The organism is Kitasatospora sp. NBC_01302 (assembly GCF_035976515.1).
Classification (GTDB): Bacteria; Actinomycetota; Actinomycetes; order Streptomycetales; family Streptomycetaceae; genus Kitasatospora.
Genome location: NZ_CP108404.1, coordinates 2981169 through 3006871, shown reverse-complemented (window position 1 = coordinate 3006871; position 25703 = coordinate 2981169). Strand labels below are relative to the sequence as shown.

At 71.6% G+C, this 25703-nt stretch carries 10 protein-coding genes (1 of these 10 only partly in view); 9 read left to right on the top strand and 1 reads right to left on the bottom strand.

All coding sequences use genetic code 11. The features are described 5' to 3' along the window. Positions 1-7 precede the first annotated feature (7 nt). Positions 8-3964, bottom strand: coding sequence for a type VII secretion protein EccCa (eccCa, locus tag OG294_RS12310; protein WP_442789145.1), 3957 nt, complete (start codon positions 3962-3964; stop codon positions 8-10). Positions 3965-4133: 169 nt separating this feature from the next. On the opposite strand from eccCa, the gene eccD reads away from it, so the two are divergent. The 9 genes from eccD to OG294_RS12265 form a co-directional block, all read left to right on the top strand. After that, on the top strand, positions 4134-5516 hold the full coding sequence (eccD, locus tag OG294_RS12305; RefSeq protein ID WP_327066517.1) for a type VII secretion integral membrane protein EccD: 1383 nt from the start codon (positions 4134-4136) through the stop codon (positions 5514-5516). Positions 5517-5595: 79 nt separating this feature from the next. After that, on the top strand, positions 5596-7047 hold the full coding sequence (gene eccB / locus OG294_RS12300) for a type VII secretion protein EccB (RefSeq protein WP_327066516.1): 1452 nt from the start codon (positions 5596-5598) through the stop codon (positions 7045-7047). 62 nt (positions 7048-7109) lie between these two features. Continuing rightward, the gene (locus OG294_RS12295; protein WP_327066515.1) at positions 7110-7454 is read left to right on the top strand and encodes a hypothetical protein; all 345 of its coding nucleotides are present in this window, start codon (positions 7110-7112) and stop codon (positions 7452-7454) included. A gap of 60 nt (positions 7455-7514) precedes the next feature. Next, entirely contained in the window at positions 7515-7799 is a 285-nt protein-coding gene (locus OG294_RS12290) for a WXG100 family type VII secretion target (RefSeq protein WP_327066514.1), read from the top strand. A 10-nt stretch (positions 7800-7809) separates the two neighbouring features. Further along, the gene (locus OG294_RS12285; RefSeq protein WP_327066513.1) at positions 7810-8229 is read left to right on the top strand and encodes a hypothetical protein; all 420 of its coding nucleotides are present in this window, start codon (positions 7810-7812) and stop codon (positions 8227-8229) included. Between the two features lie 112 nt (positions 8230-8341). Next, positions 8342-10543, top strand: coding sequence for a hypothetical protein (locus OG294_RS12280; RefSeq protein WP_327066512.1), 2202 nt, complete (start codon positions 8342-8344; stop codon positions 10541-10543). A gap of 113 nt (positions 10544-10656) precedes the next feature. Beyond that, on the top strand, positions 10657-11100 hold the full coding sequence (locus tag OG294_RS12275; RefSeq protein WP_327066511.1) for a YbaB/EbfC family nucleoid-associated protein: 444 nt from the start codon (positions 10657-10659) through the stop codon (positions 11098-11100). Beyond that, positions 11093-11398, top strand: a complete 306-nt coding sequence (locus OG294_RS12270) for a hypothetical protein (protein WP_327066510.1) — start codon at positions 11093-11095, stop codon at positions 11396-11398. Before OG294_RS12275 ends, OG294_RS12270 begins: the two co-directional genes overlap by 8 nt. A 56-nt stretch (positions 11399-11454) precedes the next feature. Next, a protein-coding gene (locus tag OG294_RS12265; RefSeq protein ID WP_327066509.1) for a protein-glutamine glutaminase family protein crosses the window boundary here: on the top strand, positions 11455-25703 show its 5' portion. Its footprint extends 20908 nt past the window's final position; the window shows 14249 of its 35157 coding nt (coding positions 1-14249); its start codon is at positions 11455-11457; its stop codon lies beyond the right edge, outside the window.

The following is a 25703-nucleotide window of genomic DNA, read 5'->3' as shown; positions in this document are numbered from 1 at the left end:
CGCCGGTTCACCCGTCCTTGCCCAGGTGCCCGGTCTGCACCTGCACGGTGCGCCGGCGGGTGATGTAGAGGCCGCGGCCGGTGGTGAGCTGCCTGGGCTTGATGTTGCCGAACAGGTAGCCCTCGGAGGGCGGGCAGGACATCAGCAGGGCCGGCGAGTTGACCTCCTGCAGCTTGCGCAGCAGCGGGTCGCTCATCGCCCGCCCGATGCCGTTGGCGCCGCGCGCCACGATCAGGTGCAGGCCGATCTCGGCGCCCTGGGCCAGGTTGTCGAGCACCGCGGCGAAGGGGTGGCTGCCGGAGCCCGCGCCGACCAGGTCGTAGTCGTCGACCAGGATGAACAGCTCCGGACCCTCCCACCAGTCGCGCAGCTTGAGCCGGGCGGGGCTGATGTCGTCGGCGGGGATCCGGTTCTTCATCGCGCGCGCCGCGCCGTCGACGATCTGGCGCAGCATGTCGACGGCCACCGCGTAGCCGAGCTGGTACTCCTTGGGCACCACGTCGTAGAGCCCGCGGCGGTAGTCGACCACCATGATCCGGGCCTCGGCGGGCGTGTAGGCCCGGGTGATGGACTGGGCCATCAGCTTCAGCAGGTTGGTCTTGCCGGACTCGGTGTCGCCGATGACCAGCAGGTGCGGGTTCTCCTCGAAGTCGTGCCAGAGCGGCGCGACCTCGGTGTCCTCCAGGCCGATCGGCACCCGCAGGCGTCCCTCGGGCGCCGGCAGGTCGGCGGCGTCCAGGGTGAGCGGCAGCATCCGCACCTCGGGGGCGCGCGGCCCGGTCCAGTGCGCGGCGATGGCGTCGACCAGGTCGGCGATGCCCTCGCCGAGGTCCTCGGTGGTGCCGGTGCCGTCGATCCGGGGCAGCGCGGTGAGGAAGTGCAGCTGCTCGTCGGTCAGGCCGCGGCCCGGACTTTTGGGCACCTTGCCCGCCGCGCGCATGTTGATCACCGAGTCGACCGGGTCGCCCAGCCGCAGCTCGAACCGGGTCTGCAGCAGGTCGCGCAGTCCGGCGGTGACCTCGCCCCAGCGCGTGGTGGCGACCATCAGGTGGACGCCGTAGTTGATGCCGCGCTGGGCGATCAGGGTGAGCACCTGGGCCAGGTCGTTGAACTCCTGGCGCAGCGTGTTCCAGCCGTCGATCACCAGGAAGACGTCACCGTGCGGGTCCTCGGTCAGCTGGCCGGCCGCCTTGCGGCGGCGGAAGTTGGCGATCGAGTCGATGCCCAGCTCGGCGAAGTACTTCTCGCGCCGGGTGATGACCCCGTTCACCTCGGCGATGGTGCGCAGCACCCGCTCGCCGTCGTGCCGCCCGGTCACCCCGCCCAGGTGCGGCAGGCCGCGCAGGGTGGAGAGCGTGCCGCCGCCGAAGTCCAGGCAGTAGAACTGGACCTCGCGCGGGGTGTGGGTGAGCGCGAGACCGGTGATCAGGGTCCGCAGCAGCGTGCTCTTGCCGCTCTGCGGGGCGCCGGCGATGCCGACGTGGCCGCCGGCGCCCGACAGGTCGGCGGTCATCAGGTCGCGCAGCTGGTGGAACGGGCGGTCGATCACGCCGACCGGGACGTTGAGCGCGCCGTGCGTCTGGGCCGCCTCGGTGGTCAGGCCGCGCTCGGGGTGCGCGGTGAGCGGCGGCAGCAGCTCGTCCAGGGTGGGCGGCACGTCCAGCGGCGGCAGCCAGACCCGGTAGGCGGGCGGGCCGACGTCGTAGAGCTTGGCGGCCGCGATCTCCAGCAGCGTGCCGGCCGCCTCCTCCTCCACCGGCTCCTCGGCGACGACGGGAAGCTGTTGGGGCGCCACGTAGTTCGTGCCGTACGCGACCACCTGGCCTTCGAGCACCGCCTGTTGGGCCGCCCGGCGCTTGGGCTTGTACGGGCCCGAGACGTAGGCCGCCTTGAAGCGGGTCAGGGTGGAGATGTCGCTGCGCAGGAAGCCGTTGCCGGGGGCCGAGGGCAGCTGGTAGGCGTCCGGGACGCCGAGCACGCCACGGCTCTCCATCGCGGAGAAGGTGCGCAGACCGATCCGGTAGGAGAGGTGGGACTCCAGCGCGTTCATCCGGCCCTCGTCCAGGCGCTGCGAGGCCAGCAGCAGGTGCACGCCCAGCGAGCGGCCGAGCCGGCCGATCATGATGAACAGCTCCATGAAGTCGCGGTGCGCGGCGAGCAGTTCGCTGAACTCGTCGACCACCACGAAGAGCACGGGCATCGGCTGCAGCGGGGTGCCGTTGGCTCGCGCGGTCTCGTACTCGAGCAGCGAGGCGTAGTTGCCGGCTGCCCGCAGCCACTCCTGGCGGCGGACCATCTCGCCGTGCAGCGCGTCGCGCATCCGGTCCACCAGGGAGGCCTCGTCGGCCAGGTTGGTGATCACGGCCGAGGTGTGCGGCAGTGCGTCCAGGCCGAGGAAGGTCGCGCCACCCTTGAAGTCGACCAGGACGAAGTTGAGCACCTCGGAGGAGTGCGTCACGGCCAGCGCCAGCACCAGGGTGCGCAGCAGCTCGGACTTGCCGGAGCCGGTGGCGCCGATCAGCATGCCGTGCGGGCCCATGCCGCCCTGCGCGGACTCCTTGAGGTCCAGGTCCACCGGGCGGCCGTCCGGGCCCAGGCCCAGCGGCACCCGCAGCCGCTGCGGGATGCCGCGCTGGGCCCAGAGCGCCTCGACGTCCAGCTTGTGCAGGTCCGCGATGCCGAGCAGCGCGGTCAGGTCGAAGTCGGTGGCCAGCGGCTCGGCGGCCTCCACCGTGTCGCCGATCCGGTAGCGGGCCAGCCGGGTCGCCAGGTGGGTGGCCTGACGGGTGGTCAGCAGGTCGGGGCGGCCGAGGTCGGTGACGGTGTCCTTGCGGTTGCGGTCCGCGCCGATCATCGTGAGGCGTCCCTCGGTGATCCGCAGCCGCAGCGTGGTGCGGGCCGGGCGCCACTCCAGGCTCTCGGTCAGGTCGATCAGCACGGTGTTGCGGTAGCCGGTCAGTACGGCCCGGCTGCTCGCGTGCGCCCCGGGGCCGTCCAGCACCAGGACGGTGAACGGCTCGTCGCGGTTCGGCGTGGCGTCCGGCTCGTAGCCCGGGCGGCCGGTGAACTCCTCACCGAGCAGCTGCTCGGCCTCGCCCAGACTGGCCGCCACCAGGCGCAGCGGCCCGGCGCCGTCGCTCTCGCTCGGGTGCAGCGCGTGCGGCAGCCACTTGGCCCACTCCCACTGCGCGCGGTGCTCCGGGGCCGCCACGATGGCGACCCGCAGCTCGTCCGGGCCGTGCACCACGGTGAGCTGGGCCAGGATCGCGCGCACCATCGCCCGGGCGGCGGAGGGATCGTCGGCGCGCAGCAGCACCTGCGCGAAGCCGCGCAGGTGGATCGCGATCGGCTGGTCGTCCAGCGTGCCGTAGGCGTGGATGAAGCGGCGCAGCGCGTGCGCGCAGAGCGGCTCCAGGTCCTCCACCGGCTTGGTGGAGAGCGGGGCGAGCGGGGTGGCCAGGCGCTGCGGCCCGGTACCGATCCGCACGTCACTGAAGTCCGGGTGGGCGGCGCGCCGCTCCCACAGCCGGGAGGTGTCCACCAGCGAGGAGAGCTCGCGCGGCTCCGGGTGCCGCCAGGCCAGTGCCTGCTGCTGCGCGGCGATCGACTTGCGCACCTGGCGACGGATCTGCGAGAGGTAGCGCAGGTAGTCGCGGCGCTCGCCGCGCAACTGCTGCTTGCGGTCGCTGGAGCCGCGGATCAGCTGGGTGACCAGCATGCCGATGGCGGAGAGCGCCATCATGCCCATCCCCAGGTAGCTCATGGCGCCGCCGCCCTCACCGCCCGGGCGCAGGAACATGAAGACCATGGAGAGCGAGCCGAGCGCCATCGGCGCCATGCTGATGATGCTGGACATGCCGCTCTGCTTCTCCGGCAGGACCGGCGGCTCCTGCAACTGGATCTCGCCGTCGGGCATCTCGGGCCCCGGACGCCGAGGCGTTCGGTTGACCAGGACCACGCTCACCTAACAGCTCCCTTGCTCGCGCAACCGTCCTCAGGAGGTGACGGGTGGTGGGGCGAGGCGGGTTCACCAGGTTTGAACCCGGCTGAACGCGTCGCGGCATCCGGCCCGTACAGCTGGGAGGAGTGGGCCTTTCGTGGAGTGGGCCCCCGTGGAGCTTGTGGGGAGTGGCGTGAACAGCAGTGCCGTCGCCGGGCTGTGCCGGTTGAGGTTCCACGCACCGGGGACGGCCTTCGAACTCGCCGTCCCCGCCGACGTGCCGTTGGCCGACCTGCTGCCGGCCGTGCTCGGCCACGCCGGACCGGAGCTGGCCGAGGCCGGCCTGGACCACGGCGGCTGGGTGCTCCAGCGGCTCGGCGAGGAGCCGCTGGACGAGGAGCAGAGCGCCGAGGCGCATCTGCTGCACGACGGCGACGCGCTCTACCTGCGCCCGCGTCGCGAGGCCCTGCCGCCGGTGCACTTCGACGACCTGGTGGACGGCGTGGCCACCGGCATGAACGAGCGCGGCGACAGCTGGCGGCCGGCGCTGACCCACCGGCTGGCGCTCGCGGTGACCATGCTGGCGCTGGCCGGGGGCTGGCTGCTGCTCGCCCTGCCGGGCGCCAGCGGGCCGCGCGAGGCGGTGGCCGCCGCCACGGCGGTGCTGCTCCTGCTCGGCGCGACCAGTGCCGCGCGGGCGATGGCCGACCCGGCCGCGGGCACCGCGCTGGGCGCCGCCGCCGTCCCGTTCCTGACCCTGGCCGCTCTGCTGCTGCCCAGCGGGCCCACCGGCGAGGTGCTGCTCGGCGCCCGGGTGCTGGCGGCGGCCTCGGGCGCGGCCGGTGCCTCGGTGCTCGCGCTGGCGGCGGTCGGCGGCTCCGCGCCGCTCTTCCTGGGCCTGGTGCTGGTGGCGCTGCTCGGGATGGTGGGCGGCGGGCTGGTGCTGGCCGGGATGTCGCTGGACCAGCTGATGGCGGTCATCGCGGTGGTGGCCGTGCTGGTCGGCTCGTTCGTCCCGTCGATCTCCTTCCGGCTCTCCGGCCTGCGGCTGCCGATGCTGCCGCGCAACGCCGAGGAGCTGCAGGAGAACATCGAGCCGTTCCCGGCCCCCGCGGTGCTGAGCCGCAGCCTGATCGCCGACGACTACCTGATGGCGCTGTACACGGCGATCGGCGCGGTCTGCGCGGTCAGCCTGACGCTGCTCGCCTTCACCCGCGGCTGGGCGGGCCCGGCCCAGGCCGGCGCGCTGAGCCTGCTGCTCCTGCTGCACGGTCGGGCGATCGGCAGCATCCGGCAGCGGCTGAGCGTGCTGCTGCCGGGCGTCTACGGTGTGGTGGTGCTGGGCGTCAAGCTGGCGATGAGCCAGCCGGCGAGCGGGCGGCTGATGCTGCTGGGCGGTCTGCTGGCGGTGGCCGCGGCGCTGTTGGTGGTGGCGTGGACGGTGCCGGGGCGCAGGCTGCTGCCGTACTGGGGGCGGCTCGCGGACGTGCTGCACACGCTGAGCGCGGTGGCGCTGCTGCCGCTGGCGCTGCTGGCCTGCGGGGTCTACCACACGCTGCGGGCGATGAACGGCTGAGTCGTACCGGCTGGTTGGAGCGGCTGGTCGTACCGGCCGGGTGTGCGTTGAGTCAGGGCCGAACCCGAGGAGAAGCAGGATGCAGTCCCGACGCGACCAGGTGCAGGCTCACCTGTTCGTGATGAGCAGGCTCGCCTCCGGCATGCTGCGGGCCGAGCCCGACGCGCCGGACACCCCCACCGGACGCACCACCCGCGGCGCCCTCACCGGCCTCGCGCTGGGCATCGTGATCGCGCTGGTGGTGACCGTCTACGGGGTGATGAAGCCCGGCGGCAGCACCAGCTGGCAGAAGCCCGGTGCGCTGGTGATGGTCGAGGAGAGCGGCGCGCGCTACCTCTACCTGGGCGGGGTACTGCACCCGGTGCTCAACCAGGCCAGCGCCAAGCTGCTGGCGGGTGACCAGATGACGCTCCAGCAGGTGAGCGAGGGCTCGCTGAGCGGCGTGCAGCGCGGCGCCCCCGTCGGCCTGGTCGGCGCGCCGGACGCGCTGCCGACGGCGGCCGAGCTGAAGCCGGCCGCCTGGCTGGCCTGCGGCCTCCAGCAGCCCGCCACCACCCCCGGTGGCAGCAGCAAGCCGCAGCTGGCCCTCAGCATCGCCGCGGCGCAGCAGGGCACCGCACTGACCCCCGGTCAGGGCGCGCTGGTCAGCGCCCCGGACGGCAACACCTACCTGCTCTGGCAGGGCCGCCGGCTGCGGGTCGACAAGCAGAACAGCGCGCTGCAGGCGCTCGGCTACCCGACCGCGACGCCGTTCCCGGTCACCGCCGCGATGCTCGGCACGCTGCCGGCCGGCCCCGACCTGGCCTCGCCCGACATCCCCGGGCGCGGCGGTGCGGGCCCCACGCTGGCGGGCCGTCCCACCAAGGTCGGCCAGCTCTTCACCGACCCGACCGGCAGCCACTACGTGCTGAGCTCGGCGGGCCTGGTGCCGCTCACCGTGCTCCAGTACGACCTGCTGCTCGGCGACCCGCGCACCCAGGACAAGGCCTACGGCGGCTCGGCCGGCACCCCCGCGCCGATCGGGCCCGCGGACCTGGCGGCGCACACCGCGGCCGGCCCCGGCCTGCCCGGCGGACTGCCCGCCGAGCCGCCCGCGCTGGTCGACCCCGGCCAGAACCAGGCGCTCTGCGCCGACCTGCACCCGAGCACCGACGGCAACCCCGTCACCTCCGTCGCCGTGCTGGACGCCGGCGCGCTCGGCGGCCAGGCGCCGGACAGCGAGCCCGGCGTGGCGCCCGGCTGCGCCGCCGCCGACAGGATCGCGGTGCGGCCCGGCGCGGGCGCGCTGGTCCGCGCGCTGTCGGGGTCGGGGGCCGGGACGAGCCAGTACCTGGTGGCGGACAACGGCGTGAAGTACCCGCTGCCCTCGGCCGCCGCGGCCAAGCAGCTGGGGTACGCGGCCGTGGCGACCCAGGCGGTGCCGCAGGCGTTGCTGGCGCTGCTGCCCAGCGGGCCGAGCCTGGACCCGAGCGTGCTGTCGGGGGCCCAGATCGTCTCCCCGGCGGCCGGTGGTAACGGCTGTTCCGGCTGAACCGCCCTGCGCGGCAAGGCCGTTCTCATCACTGACAGATTCCCCGACAGAGGAGATCCGCGATGACCACGCCCGGTGGCAACATGTTGAAGACGAGCGACCAGTCCATCCAGAACGCGCTGATGAGTCTGGAGGGTCAGATCTCCGCGATGATCAGCTCCGGCCAGACGGTCGAGCGGATCAACGAGGAGATCGCCGCCCACTACGTCTCCGGCGCGAGCACCGCCTTCCAGGGCAAGATCAACGACTGGGTCACGCGCTACAAGAAGATCATGCAGGCCTTCCAGCAGCTCTCCGAGAGCACCCAGGGCGCGAGCAAGACGCTCACCAAGGCCGAGGAGGACGCCCATGTGATCGGCGGCAACTGGGGCGCCTCGGACGGCGTCTACAGCGCGCTGAACGGCTGACCGCTGCTCCGGTAGCCGACCACCCCCTCTCCCTTCCAGTGACAGCGAGGACCCATTCCCATGGCTGACATCCAACTCCAGCACGAGTCGATCGACCAGGCCTACACAGATCTGCTCCAGGCGGCCCACACCATGGAGAGCAACCTCAACGAGCTGGTCCAGCGGCTCACCCCGCTCCGCGAGGAGTTCCAGGGTGCCGCCGGTACCGCGTTCGAGGAGTTCTTCAAGGTGGTGCAGGGGAACGAGGGCCAGATGCACGAGGACATCCACCAGGGCGCCCAGATCCTGGACCAGATGAACCACACCATGAAGTACGCGGACCAAGCCGCCGCACAGGGCTTCTGAGTAGGCCGGCATGGGCGACACGCTCAAGGTCACAGACGACATCCTGACGGGGTACGCGAACGGCCCGGTCGCGGAGCTGTACCACCGGTTCAACGGGGACAGCACCGTCGACACGGACGGAGCGGCGCTGATCCAGCTCCTCAACGAGTACGCCAACGGCTCGACGCCCGGGAAGGACAGCCTGGGCAACTACACCATGCTGATGGGCGGAACCTCCGTCGAGGCGAAAGCCATGCAGGACAAGTTCAAGGCCTACGCCGGAAACATCGTCGCGCAGTTCACCGCGCTGAAGAACGACATGACCACGCTCTCGACCGCCATCAGCAATGCGAAGACGACCCTTAACAACGCTGAGGAAGACGCCCTCACCGCTGCCCAGATGTTCGAGATCCTCGGCGGCTCGCCCCTGACGCCGCCCCCGAAGCCCTGAGGCACTCTCCCCGTCGCGTGGGTCCGGCTCCTGACGGCAGGTCCGGAGCCGGACCCGCGCGACGGGCCCGTATCCCTGATCAACCATCCAACGCGCTGGGAGTCGAACACACGTGGGAGCCTGGGAAGACACCATGAAGAGCCTGGCCGGTACCGACGTGGCCGGCGGCTCCGTCGACCGGGGGGACGTGGCCAAGCCCGGCAACGGCGACTGGGTGACGGGTTACGGAGTCTCCATCGTCGACGCCTCCACATGGAACTGGGACAAGCCCCCGTGGGACGTCAACTGGCTCTCCGACGCCTTCCAGGTCACGACCCACACCACGGCGAGCGGCAATCCGCACCGGGACGACTACGTCCCGGCCGGTTCCTCCACCGGGGTCTACTACGTGGTGGCCCACTGCAACACCAACTGGTCCGACAGCGGTATGAGTGACAACAGCAAGTGGTCCAAATTCGTCAGCTTTCCGAGATCCATTCTGCCCCTGCTGGTCAACAGCCCGCACGAGACCCTGGGCAGCACGAGTCTGCCGAGCTTCGACGCGGCCGCCGCGATCTTCGGCAAGGTGAGCACCTTCATTACGAACCAGCAGAAGTACATCAGTGACTGGGCCAAGGAGGTCGACAGCGAGGACAGCGACTTCCAGGGCAGCGCGGCCGGGGAGCTCAGGTCCTACCTCGACAGCCTCGGCACGGCCCTCGGGGACCTCCAGCACCAGATCAACTGGCCCAACGATCCGGTTGCGGCGATCAACGCTGCCAGTACGGCGCTCCGGGGCCCCAATGGCTTCCTGGCTCTGCAGAACGCGTACAACGCGTGGTACCCCGTCGCCAGCCCCGTCTACCAACTGAAGCTCGCGCTGCGGGATGCCATCTGTGGAACGACGGGCGGTAAGCCGACGGTCAAGCTGAACAGCCTGACCGACTACTCGATCACCACGTTCGACGGCAAGGCCGTCAACAGCCAGGACTTCTTCAACGCGGTCGAGACGAGCGGCAAGAACTACTGGATCAACTCGATCGTGACCAACCTGGACGCCGGCGTGACGACGTACGCGAAGGTCGCCGCCCCTGCCTTCACCGCCGTCAAGAGCGCGGTCGACAAGACGCTCACGGTGCAGAGCCCGAAGGGCACCGCGATAACGCCGCCCGGTGGTGGCGACGGCGGTGGTGGCGACGGCGGAGGTGGTGGCGGTGGAGCCGGTGGTGGTGACGGCGGCGGCGGCGCGCCGCCGCCCCCCAACGTCAAGGACCTCGGGCCCGGTGCGGGCGGTGGCGGTGGGAACAACCCGAACCTGCACATGCCGCCGCCACCGCCCACGGTCACCGACCTCGGCCCCGGCGGCGGTCAGCAGCGGCAGCAGTTGCTCGGCCCGGACGGCCAGCCGCTGCCGGGTATGACGGCGCCGCCCGGCTCGCACATCGACGCCAACGGTCATGTGATCGGCCCGGACGGCAAGCCGGTGCTGGGTCCGGACGGCAAGCCGGAGATCGTGCCGAAGGGCAGCACGATCGGTCCGCCGATCGCCTCGTCCTTCGGCGGCGGCCCGTACATGGTGCCGGCCGGGTCGCACGTCGACGACAACGGGATGGTGATCGGCCCGGACGGCAAGCCGGTGCTGGACCGCAACGGCAACCGCGTGTACGCCGGCAAGGGCGCCAAGATCGACAAGGACGGCAAGGTCCTCGACCCCAACGGCAACCCGGTCGACGATCAGAGCCAGCTGCTGGCCGACGAGGAACACGCGATGGGTGACTCGATCTCGCCGCTGAACCCGAACCTCGGTGGTGGCGGCGGCATCGGTTACCTGCCGCCCCCGCACGAGATCTTCGGCAGCTCGCCGCTCAGCTCGGGCCTCGGCGGATTCTCGGGGGACTCGTACGCGCCGAGCATCAGTGGGCTCGGTGGTGGACTCGGCGGCGAGTTCGGTGCCGGACTCGCCGGTACTTCGTCGCGGCCGCTCCCGGCCGGCAGCATCAGCAACGGCGAGGGCGTCATGGCCCTGAGTCCCAGGGCGGTGGCCTCCGGCGCCACGCTCTCGCCCAAGGAAATCGCGGCACAGGAGGCCGCCCAGCAGGCGCAGGCCGAGCGGGCCGCGGCCAGCGAGCAGGCCGAGGAGGCCCAAATGATGGGCCGCTCCGTCGCCACCACCGGCGGCGCCGGAATGCCGCCGATGATGCCGCCGGGCGGGGCGGGCGCGGGGGCAGGAGCCGGACAGAACGACAAGGAGCGGCAGCGCACCACCTGGCTGTCCGAGGAGGAAGAGGTCTGGGGCACCGACAGCGGGACGATCGGCGGTGTGATCGGGCGCTGAACGGCATCCGGTGCCACAGCCGTAGGTACCAGATGACGAGCTGTGCGCCGACGCGCATCGGCCCCCGGGGAAATCCGGGGGCCGATGCGCGTCGCCGAATCGAGAGGTGCGAGATGGCGGTTTCCCCGTTCGCGGAGCAGATCGAGCAGACCATGGCCAACCTGCGCGAGCAGCAGATCAAGATCGCCGAGGCCACCAAGGAGTTGCAGGCGAGCACTGCCTCGATCACCTCCAAGGACCGGATGGTCACCGCCGTGGTGGGCGCGCAGGGCCAGGTCGTCTCGCTCACCTTCCACACCACCGCCTACCGCTCTATGGCCCCGGCCGAGCTGTCGAAGGTCCTCACCGACGTGCTCAACGAGGCCCGCGCCGACATGGGCGCGAAGGTCACCGAGTCGATGCGTTCCTTCCAGGGCCTCGGCGAGATGCTGCGGAACTCGATGACCGGCGGGACCGAGCTGGACGAGCTGCTCGCCCCGCTCCAGGCGATGCGCCCCAGCGTGGCGAGGGGCCAGGCGGAGCGTCAGCACGGACGGCAGGAGGAGTTCCGTGGCTAACCGGCTCTCCGCCCTCTCGGACCTGCAGGGATTCAGCAAGTTCGGCGACGCCTCGGACATCCTCAAGCGGATGCAGAAGAAGGTCGACGAGATCAACAAGTACAACAAGGACTCGGCCGGCAACGACGACATCGGCAAGCAGTACCACCAGACGGTCGACCAGCCGACCTCGGACCTCACCGACCTGCTCGGCCAGGTCAGTGACGCGCTCGAGAAGGTCCGCCAGAGCGGCAAGTCGACCTCCGACCTCTTCAACAGCTCCGATCAGGACCTGGCGGACAACGTCAACGGGTCCTGATCCGACGCCGCCGACGCCACTGCCGCCACTGCCGCCACACCAGGAGTGCCACCCGCATGTCGATTGAGATCTCGGACGGGCTCGCCAAGCTCTTTTCGGGCCTGACCGGCATGCAGTGGCCGCAGGCGGACGAGGACAAGCTGCGCGCCGTGGGCGACGACTACAACGACGTCTCTCAGGACATGCCCCAACTGAGGGACGACATAGCCCAGTTGGTGTACTACTGCACCACCCAGATCGAGGGCCAGGCGGCCGACGCGTTCGTCTCGACCATGGGCCAGCTGATCGGCAACGGCGGTGGCGACGACTACCTCAGCGCGGCCGGCAAGCAGGCCGCCGACCTGGCGAAGACCGCGCACGACACCGCCAACCAGGTCGAGTACGCGAAGTGGATGACGATCGCCCAGCTGGTCCAGCTGCTGGCCGAGATCGCCTGGGCGATCGCCTGGGCGCCGTTCACCGGCGGCGCCTCTCTGGGCGAGATCGTGGCCGAGAAGCTGATCGCGGAAGGGATCATCCGCAAGATCTTCGCCTGGCTGCTCGACAAGATCGCCATGCACACCTTCCTGAGCATCGTGGGCGGCGTGGGCCTGGACGCGATCATCCAGATGGTGCAGATCGCCGAGGGGCACAAGAGTTGGAGCGACTGGGACACCAAGTCCACCCTCCAGGCACTGGAGTTCGGTGCGCTCAACGGCCTCATCGGCGGACCGCTCGACCTGCTCGGCGGCGCGCTGGGCAAGCTCTTCAAGAACACGATCGGCAAGAGCCTGGGCAAGGACGCGCTCGAAACCGCGTTCAAGGACCTGTCGAACGGACTCGCCAAGGACGGGCTCAAGACGCTCTCCTCGGACGCGCTCAAGACCATCGAGAACGACCTGCTCAAGACCGTCGAGAAGGACGGCCTCAAGACCGTCTCCAACGATGCCGCCAAGACCGTCGAGAAGGACGCCGCCAATGCGGCCGAGAGCAGCGCGGCCAGGGAGATCCAGCAGACGGCGGCGCGGAAGGCCGAGCAGTCCGCGGAGAAAACCGCGGAGGCCGCGGCGGAGAAGACCACCGCGGCTCAGAAGGCGGCCATCGCCCAGGCGGAGAAGACCGCCGAGTCGGTGTCCCACGTAATGTCCGAAGGCCTGTCGCGGGCGACCAAGGACGGCGAGGCCTGGCTGGAGAAGGAGGCCGCCCAGAAGTTCGGCCGTGAGCTGGGCCAGACGATCGGCCGCTTCTCCCACGAGTTCGGCACCCACTTCATGTCCGCCGCCGAGAAGTTGGACGAGAAGGCGCTCGCCAAGTTCGAGGGCGAGATGGGCAAGGTGTTCCAGGAGCACCTCAGCGGTCTGCTCGGCAAGGAGGAGTCGCAGCAGCTCGGCAAGGACTTCGGCAAGGTGCTGGCCACGGCCAGGGCCGCCGAGGCCAAGGGGCTCGGCACCCTGGACGGCGGGATGCGCGACGTCCTCAAGAACGCGGGGATGCACGGCGGTGCGATCGACACGCTGGCCAAGCAGGTGCCCGGCCTGCTCGACAAGGTCGGCGGCAACACCCCGCTGTTCAAGCTGGGCGCCGCACTCGGCGACTACCTGAAGAGCGGGGTGCACAACAGCCTGACCGAGGGCTTCTACAACCTCACCTTCGGCGACGACCACACCTTCTCGCTCACCTGGCAGACCTTCGTGTCGGGCATCGGCATGGGCGCCCTCGGGCACGGGGCGCACGTGGTGGCCGATCACACGTTCGGCAAGAAGTACGTGAGCTGGGCGAAGGCTTATCTGGAGAAGGAGAACGAGGGCTCCACGGGCAAGTTCTACGGTCCGCTGCACCCGCTCACCCTGATCTCGCTGCTGGGCAACCTGACCGGGCACTCGGCGCCGTTCCCTGTGCCGCGGCCCAGGAGGACGCAGGAGGGCGGGGACGAGACGGCGGCGAAGGGGTCGGCATCCACGCCCGACCGGCCGAGGACGGTGTCCGCGGGCTCCGAGGAGGAGCTGCCGGCGTACTCCCCCGAGCGGCCGCCGGCGTACACCCCCGCCGAGGCGCCGCCGACCTACTCCGCCGGCCCGACGCACTCGTCCGGCTCGACGCACTCGTCCGGCGAGGAGCCGGTGGGGGCGCCGCAGCGGCGGTCGACGGTCTCGCCCGGGGGCGGGCAGGAGCAGCAGCACGAGCAGACCGAGCAGCCGCCGGCCACCGAGCCGAAGACGGCCACCGCCGGGAGCGAGATCCCCGCTCCGGCGCGGCCGCGGATGACCTCCTCCGACTCGCCCGCGCCCGCGCCCACGCCCGCGCATCGCGAACCGGCGCCGGAGCCCAGGCTGTCGGAGCCCAAGCCGTCCGAGCAGCCGAAGGCGTCGGAGCTGCCCGAGGTCCCGGCGCCGCCCAAGGCGTCCGAGCGGCCGCAGACCTCGGTGGACCACGAGCAGCAGCCGAACTCGGCCGAGCTGCCCACTGCGCCCCGCGCACCCCACCACAGCGACCCGCCCATCGTGCCGTCCGGGCCCCGCGAGAGGGTGGTGACCGAGCAGATCGGCCGGCCCGGCCAGCCGCAGCAGACGTATCGAATCCACCAGCCCGACCAGCCCGACCAGCCCGACCAGCCTCGGCAGCCCGAGCAGACCCACGAGTCCGACCAGCCCAACCAGTCCGGGCACACGGACCCGTCGCAGCAGCACCAGGGCCCGGTACCGCCGGGCCACGAGACCAACGAGCAGCCCGACCCGCAGCAGCCGCAGCCCGAGCCCACCCGCTCGTACCACTACACGCCCGCGCCCGAGTTCACCAAGAGCGTGCCGGAGGCTCGGCGCAAGGAGGTCGACGAGCGCGCCGAGCAGTGGCAGCAGGCGCAGCGCGACCTGCAGGACGCGTACGACGCCAAGCTCCGCGAAGCGCTCAAGAACCCGTCGCCGAGCCCCGAGGACGGCGAGCAGCCGGCCGCCCCGGCGGACGCGGAGGCCGAGGCGAAGCTGAGCGAGTCCGTCGGCCGCACCCTGCCCGGGGGCGTCGACCAGCGGGTCGCCGAGGCGGTCCGGCAGCGGGCCAAGAACCTGATGTACGAGCAGCTGAAGGCTCGTCCGGAGGAGCGCGAGCAGGTGCTCGCCGAACTGGACGGGCTGGCCCGGCTCGCCGGTGTCCGCGAGGCGGCGCTGCAGGTCGCGATGGAGCGCTTCGACCGCGCGGTGACGCTGTGGGGCACCCCGTCCCGTCGCCTGGGCGACGGCGGCGAGGGCGAGGCGCCGACCGGCGGGGCCCGCAGGGACATCCCGCCGACCACCCTGGCCAAGATCCGTCGTGAGATGTCCGGCCGGTTCCGCAACGACGCCGAGAAGGCCGTCACCGAGCTGTACGCCAAGCCGGAGGACGCCGCCCAGGAGGGCAACGCCAGGGCCGCCCAGCGGGAGCTGGCGGGGATGCTCACCCGGCTGAATCACGACCTCGACCTGCGGGCCGACTACGAGACGGCGCTGGACCAGGTCGAGCGCCTGACGACGGAGACCGCACGGTCCTGGCGTTCGCGCGTCGACGAGACGGACAGCGAACTGCTGGCCTCCGTCAAGCTCCCGGAGAAGGCCGAGCTCTCCGAGGAGAGCCTGGAGCTGATCAAGGAGTCGCTGCGCGACAAGCTCTCCGCCGACTTCGAGGAGATCGCCGGCTCGACCCGCTCGGCCGCCGGCCACTTCGCGCGGGCGCTGGCCGCCCACGCCGACGGGCTGCCGCACGAGTTCGCCGTCCAGGCGACGCGGGAGGCGGCGATCCGCCGGGCCGTCGAGGCCACCGAGAAGGCCGTCTCGACCTGGGGCAAGGACGGCGGCCAGGACCGGCTCGTCCCGGAGCTGGCCAAGACCCTCGGACTGACCGACCTGCAGATCCACCAGGCGCGCGGCGTGGTCGGCCGCGAGCTGGCGAAGGAGCTGGACGAGCAGGTCACCGTCCACCTGAGCCTGCTCAGGGGCGACCGGAGGACGGTCTCCGTCGAGCCCGGTGAGGAGGTCGTCGAACTCGACGTCCGCGACAAGAGCACTGCCCCCGGCGAGTCCGACGGGGCCGCCGCCGAGCCCGGTACCGAAGGCAAGGCCCCCGCTGCCGCCCAGGCTGATCTCGCCAAGAAGATCGCCGAACTCACCGACCCCAAGCGCCTGTACGACCGGCTGAACCTCGAGGCCGCCCGTCAGGCCATGACGAGGAACGCCGAGGCAGCCGCCGGCGACGCCGCGACGCGCGGCGGGCTCCCCCCGGGGAGCCGTGAGCGGGTCCGGCAGGCCCACGTCCGCCGGGTCGGCGAAGCCTTCGAGAAGATGTTCCGGCGGCCGGGTGACCTCAGCCAGGGCCGTGTCCGCCAGGCCGTCGAGGCCTACGAGAAGCTGTCCCGGCAGTCGGGGGACCTCGGGGCTCCCGAGTCCGCGGGGGGCTGGAAGGCCCTCCAGGCGGACCTCGACGCCCTGTTGACGTCGCATGTCCTCTTCGAGACCGAGGTCATGCCCGCGCTCAAGGACGCGGCCGAGGGCTTCGAGGACCTCGCCGCGGAGCACAGCGGGAGCGAGGCGGCGAAGGCCGCGGGCCACAGCGCCACCGAGGCGGCGATCGCCGACCTCAAGCGCACGTACGGCGCGGACTTCTTCGACAAGTACCACGAGCTGTGGGGCCCGGGAGACCTGGACACGGCCCGCTGGCGCGAGCACGAGCGCGCGGACGGGGACGTCTTCGCGCACCAGGAACGGCCGGTCGAGCGGCGCACCGAATCCGCGGAGCCGACCGAGGAGCAGCACAACGAGCAGCAGCACGCCGAGGAGCCGCACACCGAGCAGCAGCACGCCGAGGAGCACGTCGAGGCCTCGGAGAGCGAGCGGCGCGTCGCCACGATCGAGGACATCCTCAACGGCACCGCGCCGGCGCGGCAGGAGGCCCCCCAGCGGCCGGACGAGCGGCAGGAGCCGCAGAGCCGGCTCCCCGACCTCGCGTACGTCGACCTCGCCAATCCGCGCATGGAGGAGGCGCTCTACGACTTCCCGGTCGACAAGGAGCACTTCGTCATCGCCCTGGAGGTCGGCAAGGACGGCCCGCTGGCCTCCGTCGCCCAGGTGGTCGAGGACCTCCACCAGGCGTACCTCGACGACCGCTGGGACAACACCGTCCCGGTGCGCTTCGTGGCCTGTGGGCTGGCCCACGACCACGAGGCGTACGTGCATGCCGTGGTCGACACCATGCGCGCCGAGCACGGGCTGGGCATGGACGCGAAGGCGGCGAACGGTCCGGTCCTGTTCGCGCCCAGCCGCACCGGCGGCGCGGGCGAGCTGGTGGTGGCGCAGCACGTCGGCTACGACGCCGACGGGCGCCCGGTGGTCTTCGGCGCCGGCCACTGGCAGGAGTACAGCTCCGGCCTGGCCAAGGCCCCGGTGGTGGAGTCCGGGGTGCCGGAGGGCTACCGGGAGGTGGCCACCAAGGACGAGATCGACACGCTGTTCAAGGGTGTCGTCGCGTTCGGCGCCAACCGCGAGCTCTACAAGGACCCGGCGTACGTCACCAAGTCCAAGGAGTTCGAGACCCGGCTGGGCGGCTACGCCTACGGCCGTCCCGAAGCGGTGAAGGCGGCGCGCGGGGTCGTCACCCGGCTCTTCGAGGTGCTGAAGGCGGCCCACGAGGACCCGACCGGGGAGACGGTCTACAAGGTCTTCCTCAACGACGCGGTGAGCTCGGCCGGCCAGGTCGGCACGCACCTGACGCTGGACGAGTTCACCGAGATGCTCGCCCACGGCAACCCGCGCGAGCTGATGACGGCGTTCTACAACGCGGCCTACGTCAACGACTCCAGGTTCAACCTCAAGAACCTGCTCGTCGAGGTGGCCGGCTCCCGCGACCTGCAGAGGGGTGAGCAACTCGGCCTCAACCTCCAGGAGTTGAAGGCCCACGGCGACTTCCTGAACAGCAACGTCCGCTCGCTGCTGGACGCTTCCGTCAACACGTTCACCAGCAAGCGGGAGTACACCTTCGCGAAGGACCCGTTCGCCACCGGTGCCTCGATGGCCCGCTCGGGCAAGGCCCTGGAGTACCTCAAGAGCAACTCGGCGCGGAAGGTGATCCCCGCCGACCAGCGGACCCTCAACCACCTGCCGTCCGACTACGACCTGCTCGGCGCGTCGCTCAGCCCGCGCGAGACCGAGTTCCAGAACCGGCAGCAGGACCCGCAGAGCCCGCAGGGGCCGCAGCGCTCGCTCACCTGGCACGCGGGCCGCGACGCGCTGGCGCTCAAGGAGAACTCCTGGACCAAGCAGACCGCCGACAAGGGCCTGTCGACCATCGCCGGCCTCTCCGCGACCGCCGCCAAGATGATGGGCGGCTACAAGGTGCTGGACGTCGAGGGGGTCTCGCCGAAGGACATGACGCTGGCGCTCTTCGGGTGGATGCTCACCCCGGGCGACCACTCGGTCTACGAGATCCTCAAGGGCATCGAGCTGTCGGGCGAGAAGCTGGACCTGCCGTCGGGCGCGCTGGACGACGCGGCCACCATGCTCCAGCACCTGCCCGGCATCACGCCGGACCAGCTGCGGGCCCAGGTGGGCGAGAACGGCATGCTCCCGCACGAGGTGGTCTACCACGACAAGGTCAACCTGCGGGAGCGCAGGGCGGATCTGGAGACGCGGATCGGGGCCGTCGAGGCGGCCGAGGCCCTGGGTCACGACGAGGGTCGGCAGGAGTCGCTGCGTCAGCTGAAGGAGGAGCTGGCGGCGCTGCCGCCGGCGGACTCCGGCTTCGGTGAGCCGGGTTCGGGATCGCTGGCGAAGGTGCGTGCCCGTCGGGCGGCCTTCCAGGCGATCGCGGACGGCAACCGGGCTGGTCACGACCGGGACACGCAGGAGCTGATCGATCAGCTGGACCGCTGGCTGGCGGACAACGGGATGACCGCGGCCGAGGTGCTGCGGACGATGACTCCGGCGCACTTCGAGGCGCTGGCGGTGTACACCGGTCCGGCCTTCAAGCTGATCAACCCGCTGATGAGGGCCCCCGGCCGGATGAGCCAGCTGGTGCTGCGCAGCGAGGCCCACAAGGTGCTCCGGATGCTCCCCAAGGACGTCCCGGCCGTGCTGAAGGACCACCCGGACCTGCGGGACCTGGTGCGGCAGCCGCTGCACCGGCTGACGGGCCAGCAGAAGGCCGAACGCCTGGCGAAGATGGACGAGATCGCCGACCGGCTGATGCCCGCCATCGAGAAGGAGATGCGGGAGCACATCGAGCTGGTCAAGGAGGCGCTGAAGCAGCTGCCGCCGGTCAAGGGCACGGTCTACCGCGGCGGCACGGCCGTGGGCTCGAGGGCGAGGTCGCTGGAGAACAACGACCTGATGAGCACCAGCCGCGAGCAGAGCGTCGGCAAGAACTTCACGCAGTCCGCGAAGCCCCACCCGGCCGCGCACCGGATCCTGATGGAGATCGAGCTGAGCGGCGCCGGGGCCGGGCGGGACGTCTCGGCGTTCTCGGTGATGCCTCCCGAGAAGGAGGTGCTGGTCGAGCCCGGGAGCTCGTTCAAGGTGACCGGGCGCCGGGCCGGTGAGACGGACGAGGCGTACAACCCCAAGCCCTACGAAGTGGTCAGCGCCAAGGAGCGCGATCCCGAGTTCCCGGCCGAGAACGGCCCGAACCCGGCGGTGAACCGGGCGGACGCGCAGGAGCTGTCCTCCGCGCTGGCCGACCTGGCGGGCGTGACGCGGGTGGAGCGCCGCGAGGACCTGTGGCCGCTGGCGGAGAAGATCGGGGCCGGGCACGGGGCGTCGGGCTCCGCGCAGGTCACCCACCTGCTGCTGCCGGGCGCGGCGATCCGTGCCGCGGGCCTGCGGACCTGGTGGACGGGCCGGCTGGCGGCCGATCTGCACGGCGGCGTGGACAGCCTGACCGTCGAGCAGCTGACGGCCGTGCGGCGAGCGGCGGACGTGGTCCGTGCGGACCTGGGCCTCAAGCACGACGCCCAGGTCGGCAAGGATGAACTGGACAGCTACATCCGGAAGTTGAACGGCTCGCCGGACGATGCCCGGGTCAGTCCCGCGGACCGGCAGCGGCTGGTGGAGACGGTGGCCGGGCTCAAGCAGCCGGGTCGCCGGGTCACCGGCCAGGAGGTGGCGGCCGCCTGGGGTGGCGGGAGCACGGTCCACTCGGCGCACGACGCCGCCGCAGGGCCGGGGCCGCGGCCGCGGGTGGCGTGGATCGGGGACGCGCACCCGGAGCAACTGCGGCTGACCGGCGAGGTGTTCGCCGACTTCCCGGCGGACGACCGGTTCCAGCCGGTGGCGATGCACACCAGGGACGGTGTGCCGACGCGCAACGGCGAGCCGATCCCGGCCGTCGAGCTGGCGAACGAGCTGCTGGGGATGGCCGATTGGGACCGTGCCACGCCGCTGCAGTTCGTCGCCTGCGACCTGGGCAGGATCGACTCGGCCTATCTGGCCGAGGTGATGACCGAGCTGTGGAAGCACGGAGCCACCGCGGACGCCTACGCGGCTGACGCGCCGGTCTGGTTCGCCCCGAAGGTGCCGACCCCCGGCACGCACGACGGCCCCGGGGCGGGCGACCTGGTGGTCACGGCGAAGCTCGGCTTCGACGCCAACGGCCGCCAGGTGCTGGTGCCGGGCGGTCACTGGATCAAGTTCAGCCGGCCCAAGGACGGTTCGCTCGAACCGGTCACCGAGCGGCTGGGCGCCACCCTGCCGATGGAGGGCGGCTCGCGTCCGCGCCCGGACAACTACCTGCCCGCGGCCGAGGACAGGATCACCGGGGACATACCCGGCGCGGTCAAGTTCGGGGCCGGCGCCGCGAAGAGGGGGCCGGAGCCGGAGCCGGCCCGGCCGCTGACCGATCCGTCGGTGGAGGATCCGCTGACCCGGCCGGACGTGGAGCCGTGGCTCGAACCCGGGCACGAGTCGGAGTCGCAGGACGGGTTCGAGGCGGAGCCGCAGGCCGAGCCGGACTTCGGGCCGGAGCCGGCGCGTCCGCTCACGGACTCGTCGGTGGAGGACCCGCTGACCCGGCCGGACGTGGAGCCGTGGCTCGCGTCCGCGCACGAGTCGGAGCAGCAGCACGAGCCGGAGCACGAGCAGGAGCTGGTCGCCGAGCAGCAGCAGGCCGTCCAGCAGCACGAGGAGGCCGAGCAGGAGCACCGGGAGGTCGTCGAGGAGGCCCAGCAGCAGGTCACCGAGCAGCAGCAGGAGCAGGAGCCGGACCAGCACGTCACGCAGCAGCAGGACGAGCCGGTCACCCAGCAGGAGCAGGTCACCCAGGAGCAGGTCGCCCAGCAGCCCCAGCACGACCAGGTCGCCCAGCAGCAGGTCACCCACCAGCCCCAGCACGACGAGATCACCGAGCTGGTCGTCGCCCCCGCCCCCACCCTCGTCCCCCCGCACGCCCCGGCCCCGGAGCGGCCGACCGGCCCCGAGGCTCCTCAGCGGTTCGCGGACCACCACCTGGCCGCCTATGACGTGCTGCGCGGTCTGGACCACGACGAGGCCGTCATCGACCAGCTCACCCAGCGGTTCTCCCAGGCGCTGCACGGCGACGAGCCGGCCGCGCGGACCCTGGCCGAGTACCTGTTCGGCAGCGACACCCTGCAGCCGAAGTTGTCCGCGCTCTCCCGCGGCGATGCCTGGGAGGTGCCGTTCTCGGCCGGCAACTGGTCGGGCACCGTCCGGGTCCGGGCCTCGGTCGAGGGCGGCGAGTACCTGGAGACGGTCGACAAGTTCGAGTTCGAGTACGGCACGGAGCACCAGTCCTCGGTGGGCATCACCGGTGACACGCTCTGGCAGTTGAGCCTGGGCGGGCAGGCGAAGTTCAAGTTCGGCAGCAACGGTGACCTCACCGAGGCGCTCGCCTACCAGCACGGCTGGATGCGCGGCAAGAGCAGCGTCGACGCCAGCCGGACCATCGCCCGGGGCAAGACCGTCGAGCCGGCCGCGCTCTTCCGGACCAGGTTCAACCTCGCGGTGGAGTTCCGCGACGCCAAGCACTTCGGGGTCGACCGTCCCGTGGCGGTGACCCACCAGGATCCGCTGGAGCTCACCGGTCAGGTGGCCGTTCCGGTCCGGGAGACCGGCAGCGAGCCGAAGGTCCTCGACCAGCACTTCACGGTCCCCACGCAGGTCGTCGAGCAGCACCGGCTGGCCGGTTCGCACATCGTCAGTGACGTCTGGGTCCTCAAGGACCCGGCCGAGACGCCCGTGACCGCGGCCCCTGGCGAGGGGGCGCCGCAGCATCAGTTCGACGACTTCGTCGCGCAGTTCGACGAGCAGGCCCGGGAGTTCTTCGGCAGCGAGTGGCCCGACCTCAGGGCCAAGCTGGTTGACGAGGTCGACCTGGTCACGCTGCACCAGGAGCTCAAGGGCCTGATGTCGGGCCAGGAGCACTCCGTCGAACTGGTCGGCCCCGCGCTGGTCAGCAGGAGCGGCGTGAGCCAGTTGGCCCGGGACGTCAAGAACCTGCTGCCGGGGCAGGAGCGGTCCGCCGAGTCGGGCGGGCTCAACCGTCCCAGCTCCGTGATCACCTTCAAGCGGGCCACCGTCGCGAAGATGCAGCAGGTGGACAACCTGCCGACCACCGAGTTCACCATCGGTACCGCGACCTCCCGTTCGCAGGCGAAGCAGGCCACCGACAGCGACAGCCTGCAGCTGCCGTTCCCCGGCACCGGCAACGGCGCCGCGAAGGCGGGCTACGGCGGCGGCAGCGGCGGCCTGCGGTTCGGCCGGGACAAGGTCGACCTGAAGGGCACCGGCGACGACCTGGCGCTCACCACCAAGCTCAAGTCGCCCGCCGTCGTCTACCAGGGCGAGGCGAGGCTGCAGATCGAGTTCCGGCAGACCACGCGCGTCGGCTCCGTCAAGGAGGAGACGGCGCTGGCCGGCCTGGGCTTCCGGGCCGTGGTCGACCGGGCAGAGGCGCAGGAGGTGGCGATCACCACCGACCCGCTGACCCGGGAGCGCTCGCGGCCGCCCGTCTTCGAGGTTCCCGAGGCGCCAGAGGCGCCCATGGTCCCCGAGGTTCCCGAGGCGACCCAGCACGAGACGGCGCCCGACGAGATCGAGCTGACCCCCCTCCACCCGTCCGGGCCCGCGGCCACCACCGAGTCCGACTCCAGCTCCGTCTCCGAGTCGGTCTCCGAGTCGGTCTCCGAGTCGATCTCCGAGTCCGAGACCACCGTCGAGTACCCGAGCCCGCCGGACGAGGTCTGGAGCGAGGACCCGGACACCACGGGTCTGCCCGACACCACCACCGTCCGCGACCTGCGCGACATCTCCCCGCTGCACACCCAGTTGGACCGGGCCGGGCGGGAGCTGCTCGGCGAGAAGCGCTGGCGGGAGATCCGCGGTGAGGTCCTGCAGACCTTCTCGCACTCCTCCGTCTCCGCCCACCTGACCGCGATGACCCGCAAGGTCTCGCTGCACACCCCCGAGGTGACGGCCGGACCGCTGAGGAACGTGCACATCTCGCTGGTCGCCAAGGTGACGGAGATGGCGCACAAGCGGCCCCAGGAGCTGGCCGACCTGAACACGGTGCGCGAGAGCAGCATCTTCCAGTCCTCCCGTCGCCTGCTCTCCGACACCAAGAGCGTCCAGGTGCAGGGCGGCGGCAAGATCCCGCTGAAGCAGGAGGAGGAGCTCAGGGACATCCACGGGAAGGCGCTGAAGGACAGCCTGCAGATCAGCCCCACGGTCAGCCGCGAGGTCCGCGACCGCGACGGCTGGCGGGACGGCGAGTCCACCAAGAGCTACGCGAGCGGCAAGTTCCGCAGTCCGCAGGAGCTCTTCGACTCCAAGGTCGAGCTGGAGCTGACGTTCAGCCACGGCGACCGCACCGCGCCGGTGGACCCGATCGAGCTCCGGGCCGAGCTCGGCCTGGAGCAGAAGCTCACCCACAACCACCCGGAGGGTGCGAACGACCAGGGCGCGGGCGGCGTCTTCACCGGCCCGGCCCGGCGGACCGAGGAGCAGGCGGAGGAGCAGTCCGACCAGCACGTCGGGGAGCATGCTGAGCAGCAGTCCGACCAGCAGTCCGACACGTCGTCGGTGCAGGCGCCGAACGCTCCGAAGCGGCTGGCGGGCGGCCGGCTGGACCACTCCGACGTGCTGGTCAGCCTGGGCAACGGCGGCCACAAGGTGCTCGCCGCGGTGAAGAACACCCTGACCGACCAGCTCGGGAGGGTGCCGGCGGAGCTGGCCGGGGACCTCGCCCAGCGGCTCGACCCGTTCGCGCTCAAGTCGGCGCTGTCCCGGCTGAGCCGGGGCGGGGACATCCGCGTCCCCGTCGACTACGGCGGCTGGCACGGCGACGTGGTGGTGAAGGCCAGGCTGGACCGCTTCGCGCACCAGGAGTCCGTGACGGGCTTCGAGTTCGAGCTGGGCGGCCAGCAGCGCACCTCGGCCGGATTCACCTGGGACAAGCTCACCCGCACCAAGATGAAGATCGCGGTCAAGGGCAACGGCTGGCACCTGACGGCCAGCGGCGAGTACGCCCGCACGACGGACTCGGTGCGGGGGCTGAGCGTCGACCGGACCGGCGGCACCGGGAGCCGTGGCAAGAGCGTCGAAGCGGCCGATCTCTTCGACGGGAACGCGAAGTTCGACATCACCTTCCGGCCCAAGCGGCTGAGCCGGGCCCTGCCCAAGCCGCCGGACGTCGATGTGCCGGCCGTGGTCGCGGTGCCGCACCGCGACGTGGTCCGGGACGAGGCGCAGCGGGAGGCGGAGCGGGCGGCGCAGGCGGCGGTCGCCGCGGGGCAGCCCGAACCGCCGGCAGCGCCGAACCTGATCGACGCGCGGGGCGGCCGGCTCGGCTCCTCCGACATCGTGACCAGCGTCGTCCCGCTCACCGAGGTGCGCCCCGGGCAGCGCCAGGTGGACGCGGTCATCGACCGGATGGACACCTGGGGGAAGAAGGTCCTCGGCTTCGACTGGCCGGGGATGAAGACGAAGCTGGCGGCGGAGCTGGACTTCGAGCGGCTGCACGCGCTGCTCAAGCCGATGATGTCGGGCCACGAGATCCTGGTGACGCACAACGGCGCCAAGGCGTGGGTCTCGGCCGAGCTGGCCACCCTGACCCACGAGGGCGACGCCCCCGAGGTCGAGTTCAACACCGGGACCAGCGCCCAGACTTCGCTCACCAGCTCGGACGGCGCGACCAACACCGGCGGCGGCCACGCGAACGCGATCACCGTGGCCCTGCTGGGCACCAGCGACCCGCTGGGCACCGGCACGGCGCTGACCGGCGGCGTCAGCGTGACCGGTGCCCGGGGCGTCGACCACCTGGACCAGCAGAGCGGGTCGTCCAGCACCGGCACGGCCGTCAAGGCCAAGCTGGCGGCCGATGCCCTGGACGGCACGGTCCGGCTGAAGGTCCGCATCGAGCGCAGCCCGCTGGTGAAGGTGGCGAGCCCCGACAAGGTGCTGCCGGGCTGGGCGCGCAGGTGGCAGGCCGAGCGCTCCCGGGGCGAGTCCGAGCAGGCGAGCCCGTTCAAGAGGGTGCTCGACGCCGGCAAGGGCGTCGTCGCGCGGATCGGCTTCTACCAGCAGTACCACGCCAGGGTCGAGGTCGGCGTCAAGGTGCTGGCCGAGTCCGGCCGGTACCGGCTGCCGGTCGAGCACACCCCGACCACCGAGCACGCCCCGACCACCGAGCACGCTCCCGCGACCGAGCACACCGCGCTCACCGAGCAGCAGCCGGTGCCGCAGAAGACCGTGTACGCGCCGCCGTCGGGGGTCTTCACCCACGGCCTGCGGGACGTGGACGTGCTGCGCTGGATCCAGGACTCCTCCGGCGTGCGGGACCTGATGAGGAACTACGGCCCGCGCGCCTTCGGCCGCCGGGACTGGAAGTCGATCGAGGCGCTGACCCGGAACTCGCACAGCCACGCCCAGCTCTCGGCCCGGTTCGGCACGACCTTCTCGACGCCCTCCTCGGGTCACCGCCGGCTCGTCGACGACCTGAGCGTCAAGGCGACCTTCAAGGTCGTCCACCTGGACTACCAGGGCGAGAACAAGAAGGCCGCCCTGAGCCCGGCGAACGAGAGCTCGGGCGGTGCGCGGCACATCCGCCTGGACTGGCAGCAGGAGAGCGGCCAGCTGCAGTTCGGGGCGCAGAGCGAACTGCGGGGCGGCTACGACGTCACCGCGACGGCCAGTGCCGGTCTGAGCCACCGCGGGCGCGAGGGGGCGAGCGAGGGCACCGGCGGCAAGGTGGTGGCCGGCGCGAAGATCCCGACCGAGATGATCCGCTACGAGGGCAGCGCGCAGGTCGAGCTGACCTTCAAGAAGGGCGACAAGGAGTGGGTCGAGCGCGGCCTGGTCCC

Bases quoted from the DNA above. Each gene is read 5' to 3' on its own strand.
- eccB (WP_327066516.1), top strand. From the start codon at position 5,596: ATGCAGTCCCGACGCGACCAGGTGCAGGCTCACCTGTTCGTGATGAGC.
- OG294_RS12295 (WP_327066515.1), top strand. From the start codon at position 7,110: ATGACCACGCCCGGTGGCAACATGTTGAAGACGAGCGACCAGTCCATC.
- OG294_RS12290 (WP_327066514.1), top strand. From the start codon at position 7,515: ATGGCTGACATCCAACTCCAGCACGAGTCGATCGACCAGGCCTACACA.
- OG294_RS12285 (WP_327066513.1), top strand. From the start codon at position 7,810: ATGGGCGACACGCTCAAGGTCACAGACGACATCCTGACGGGGTACGCG.
- OG294_RS12275 (WP_327066511.1), top strand. From the start codon at position 10,657: ATGGCGGTTTCCCCGTTCGCGGAGCAGATCGAGCAGACCATGGCCAAC.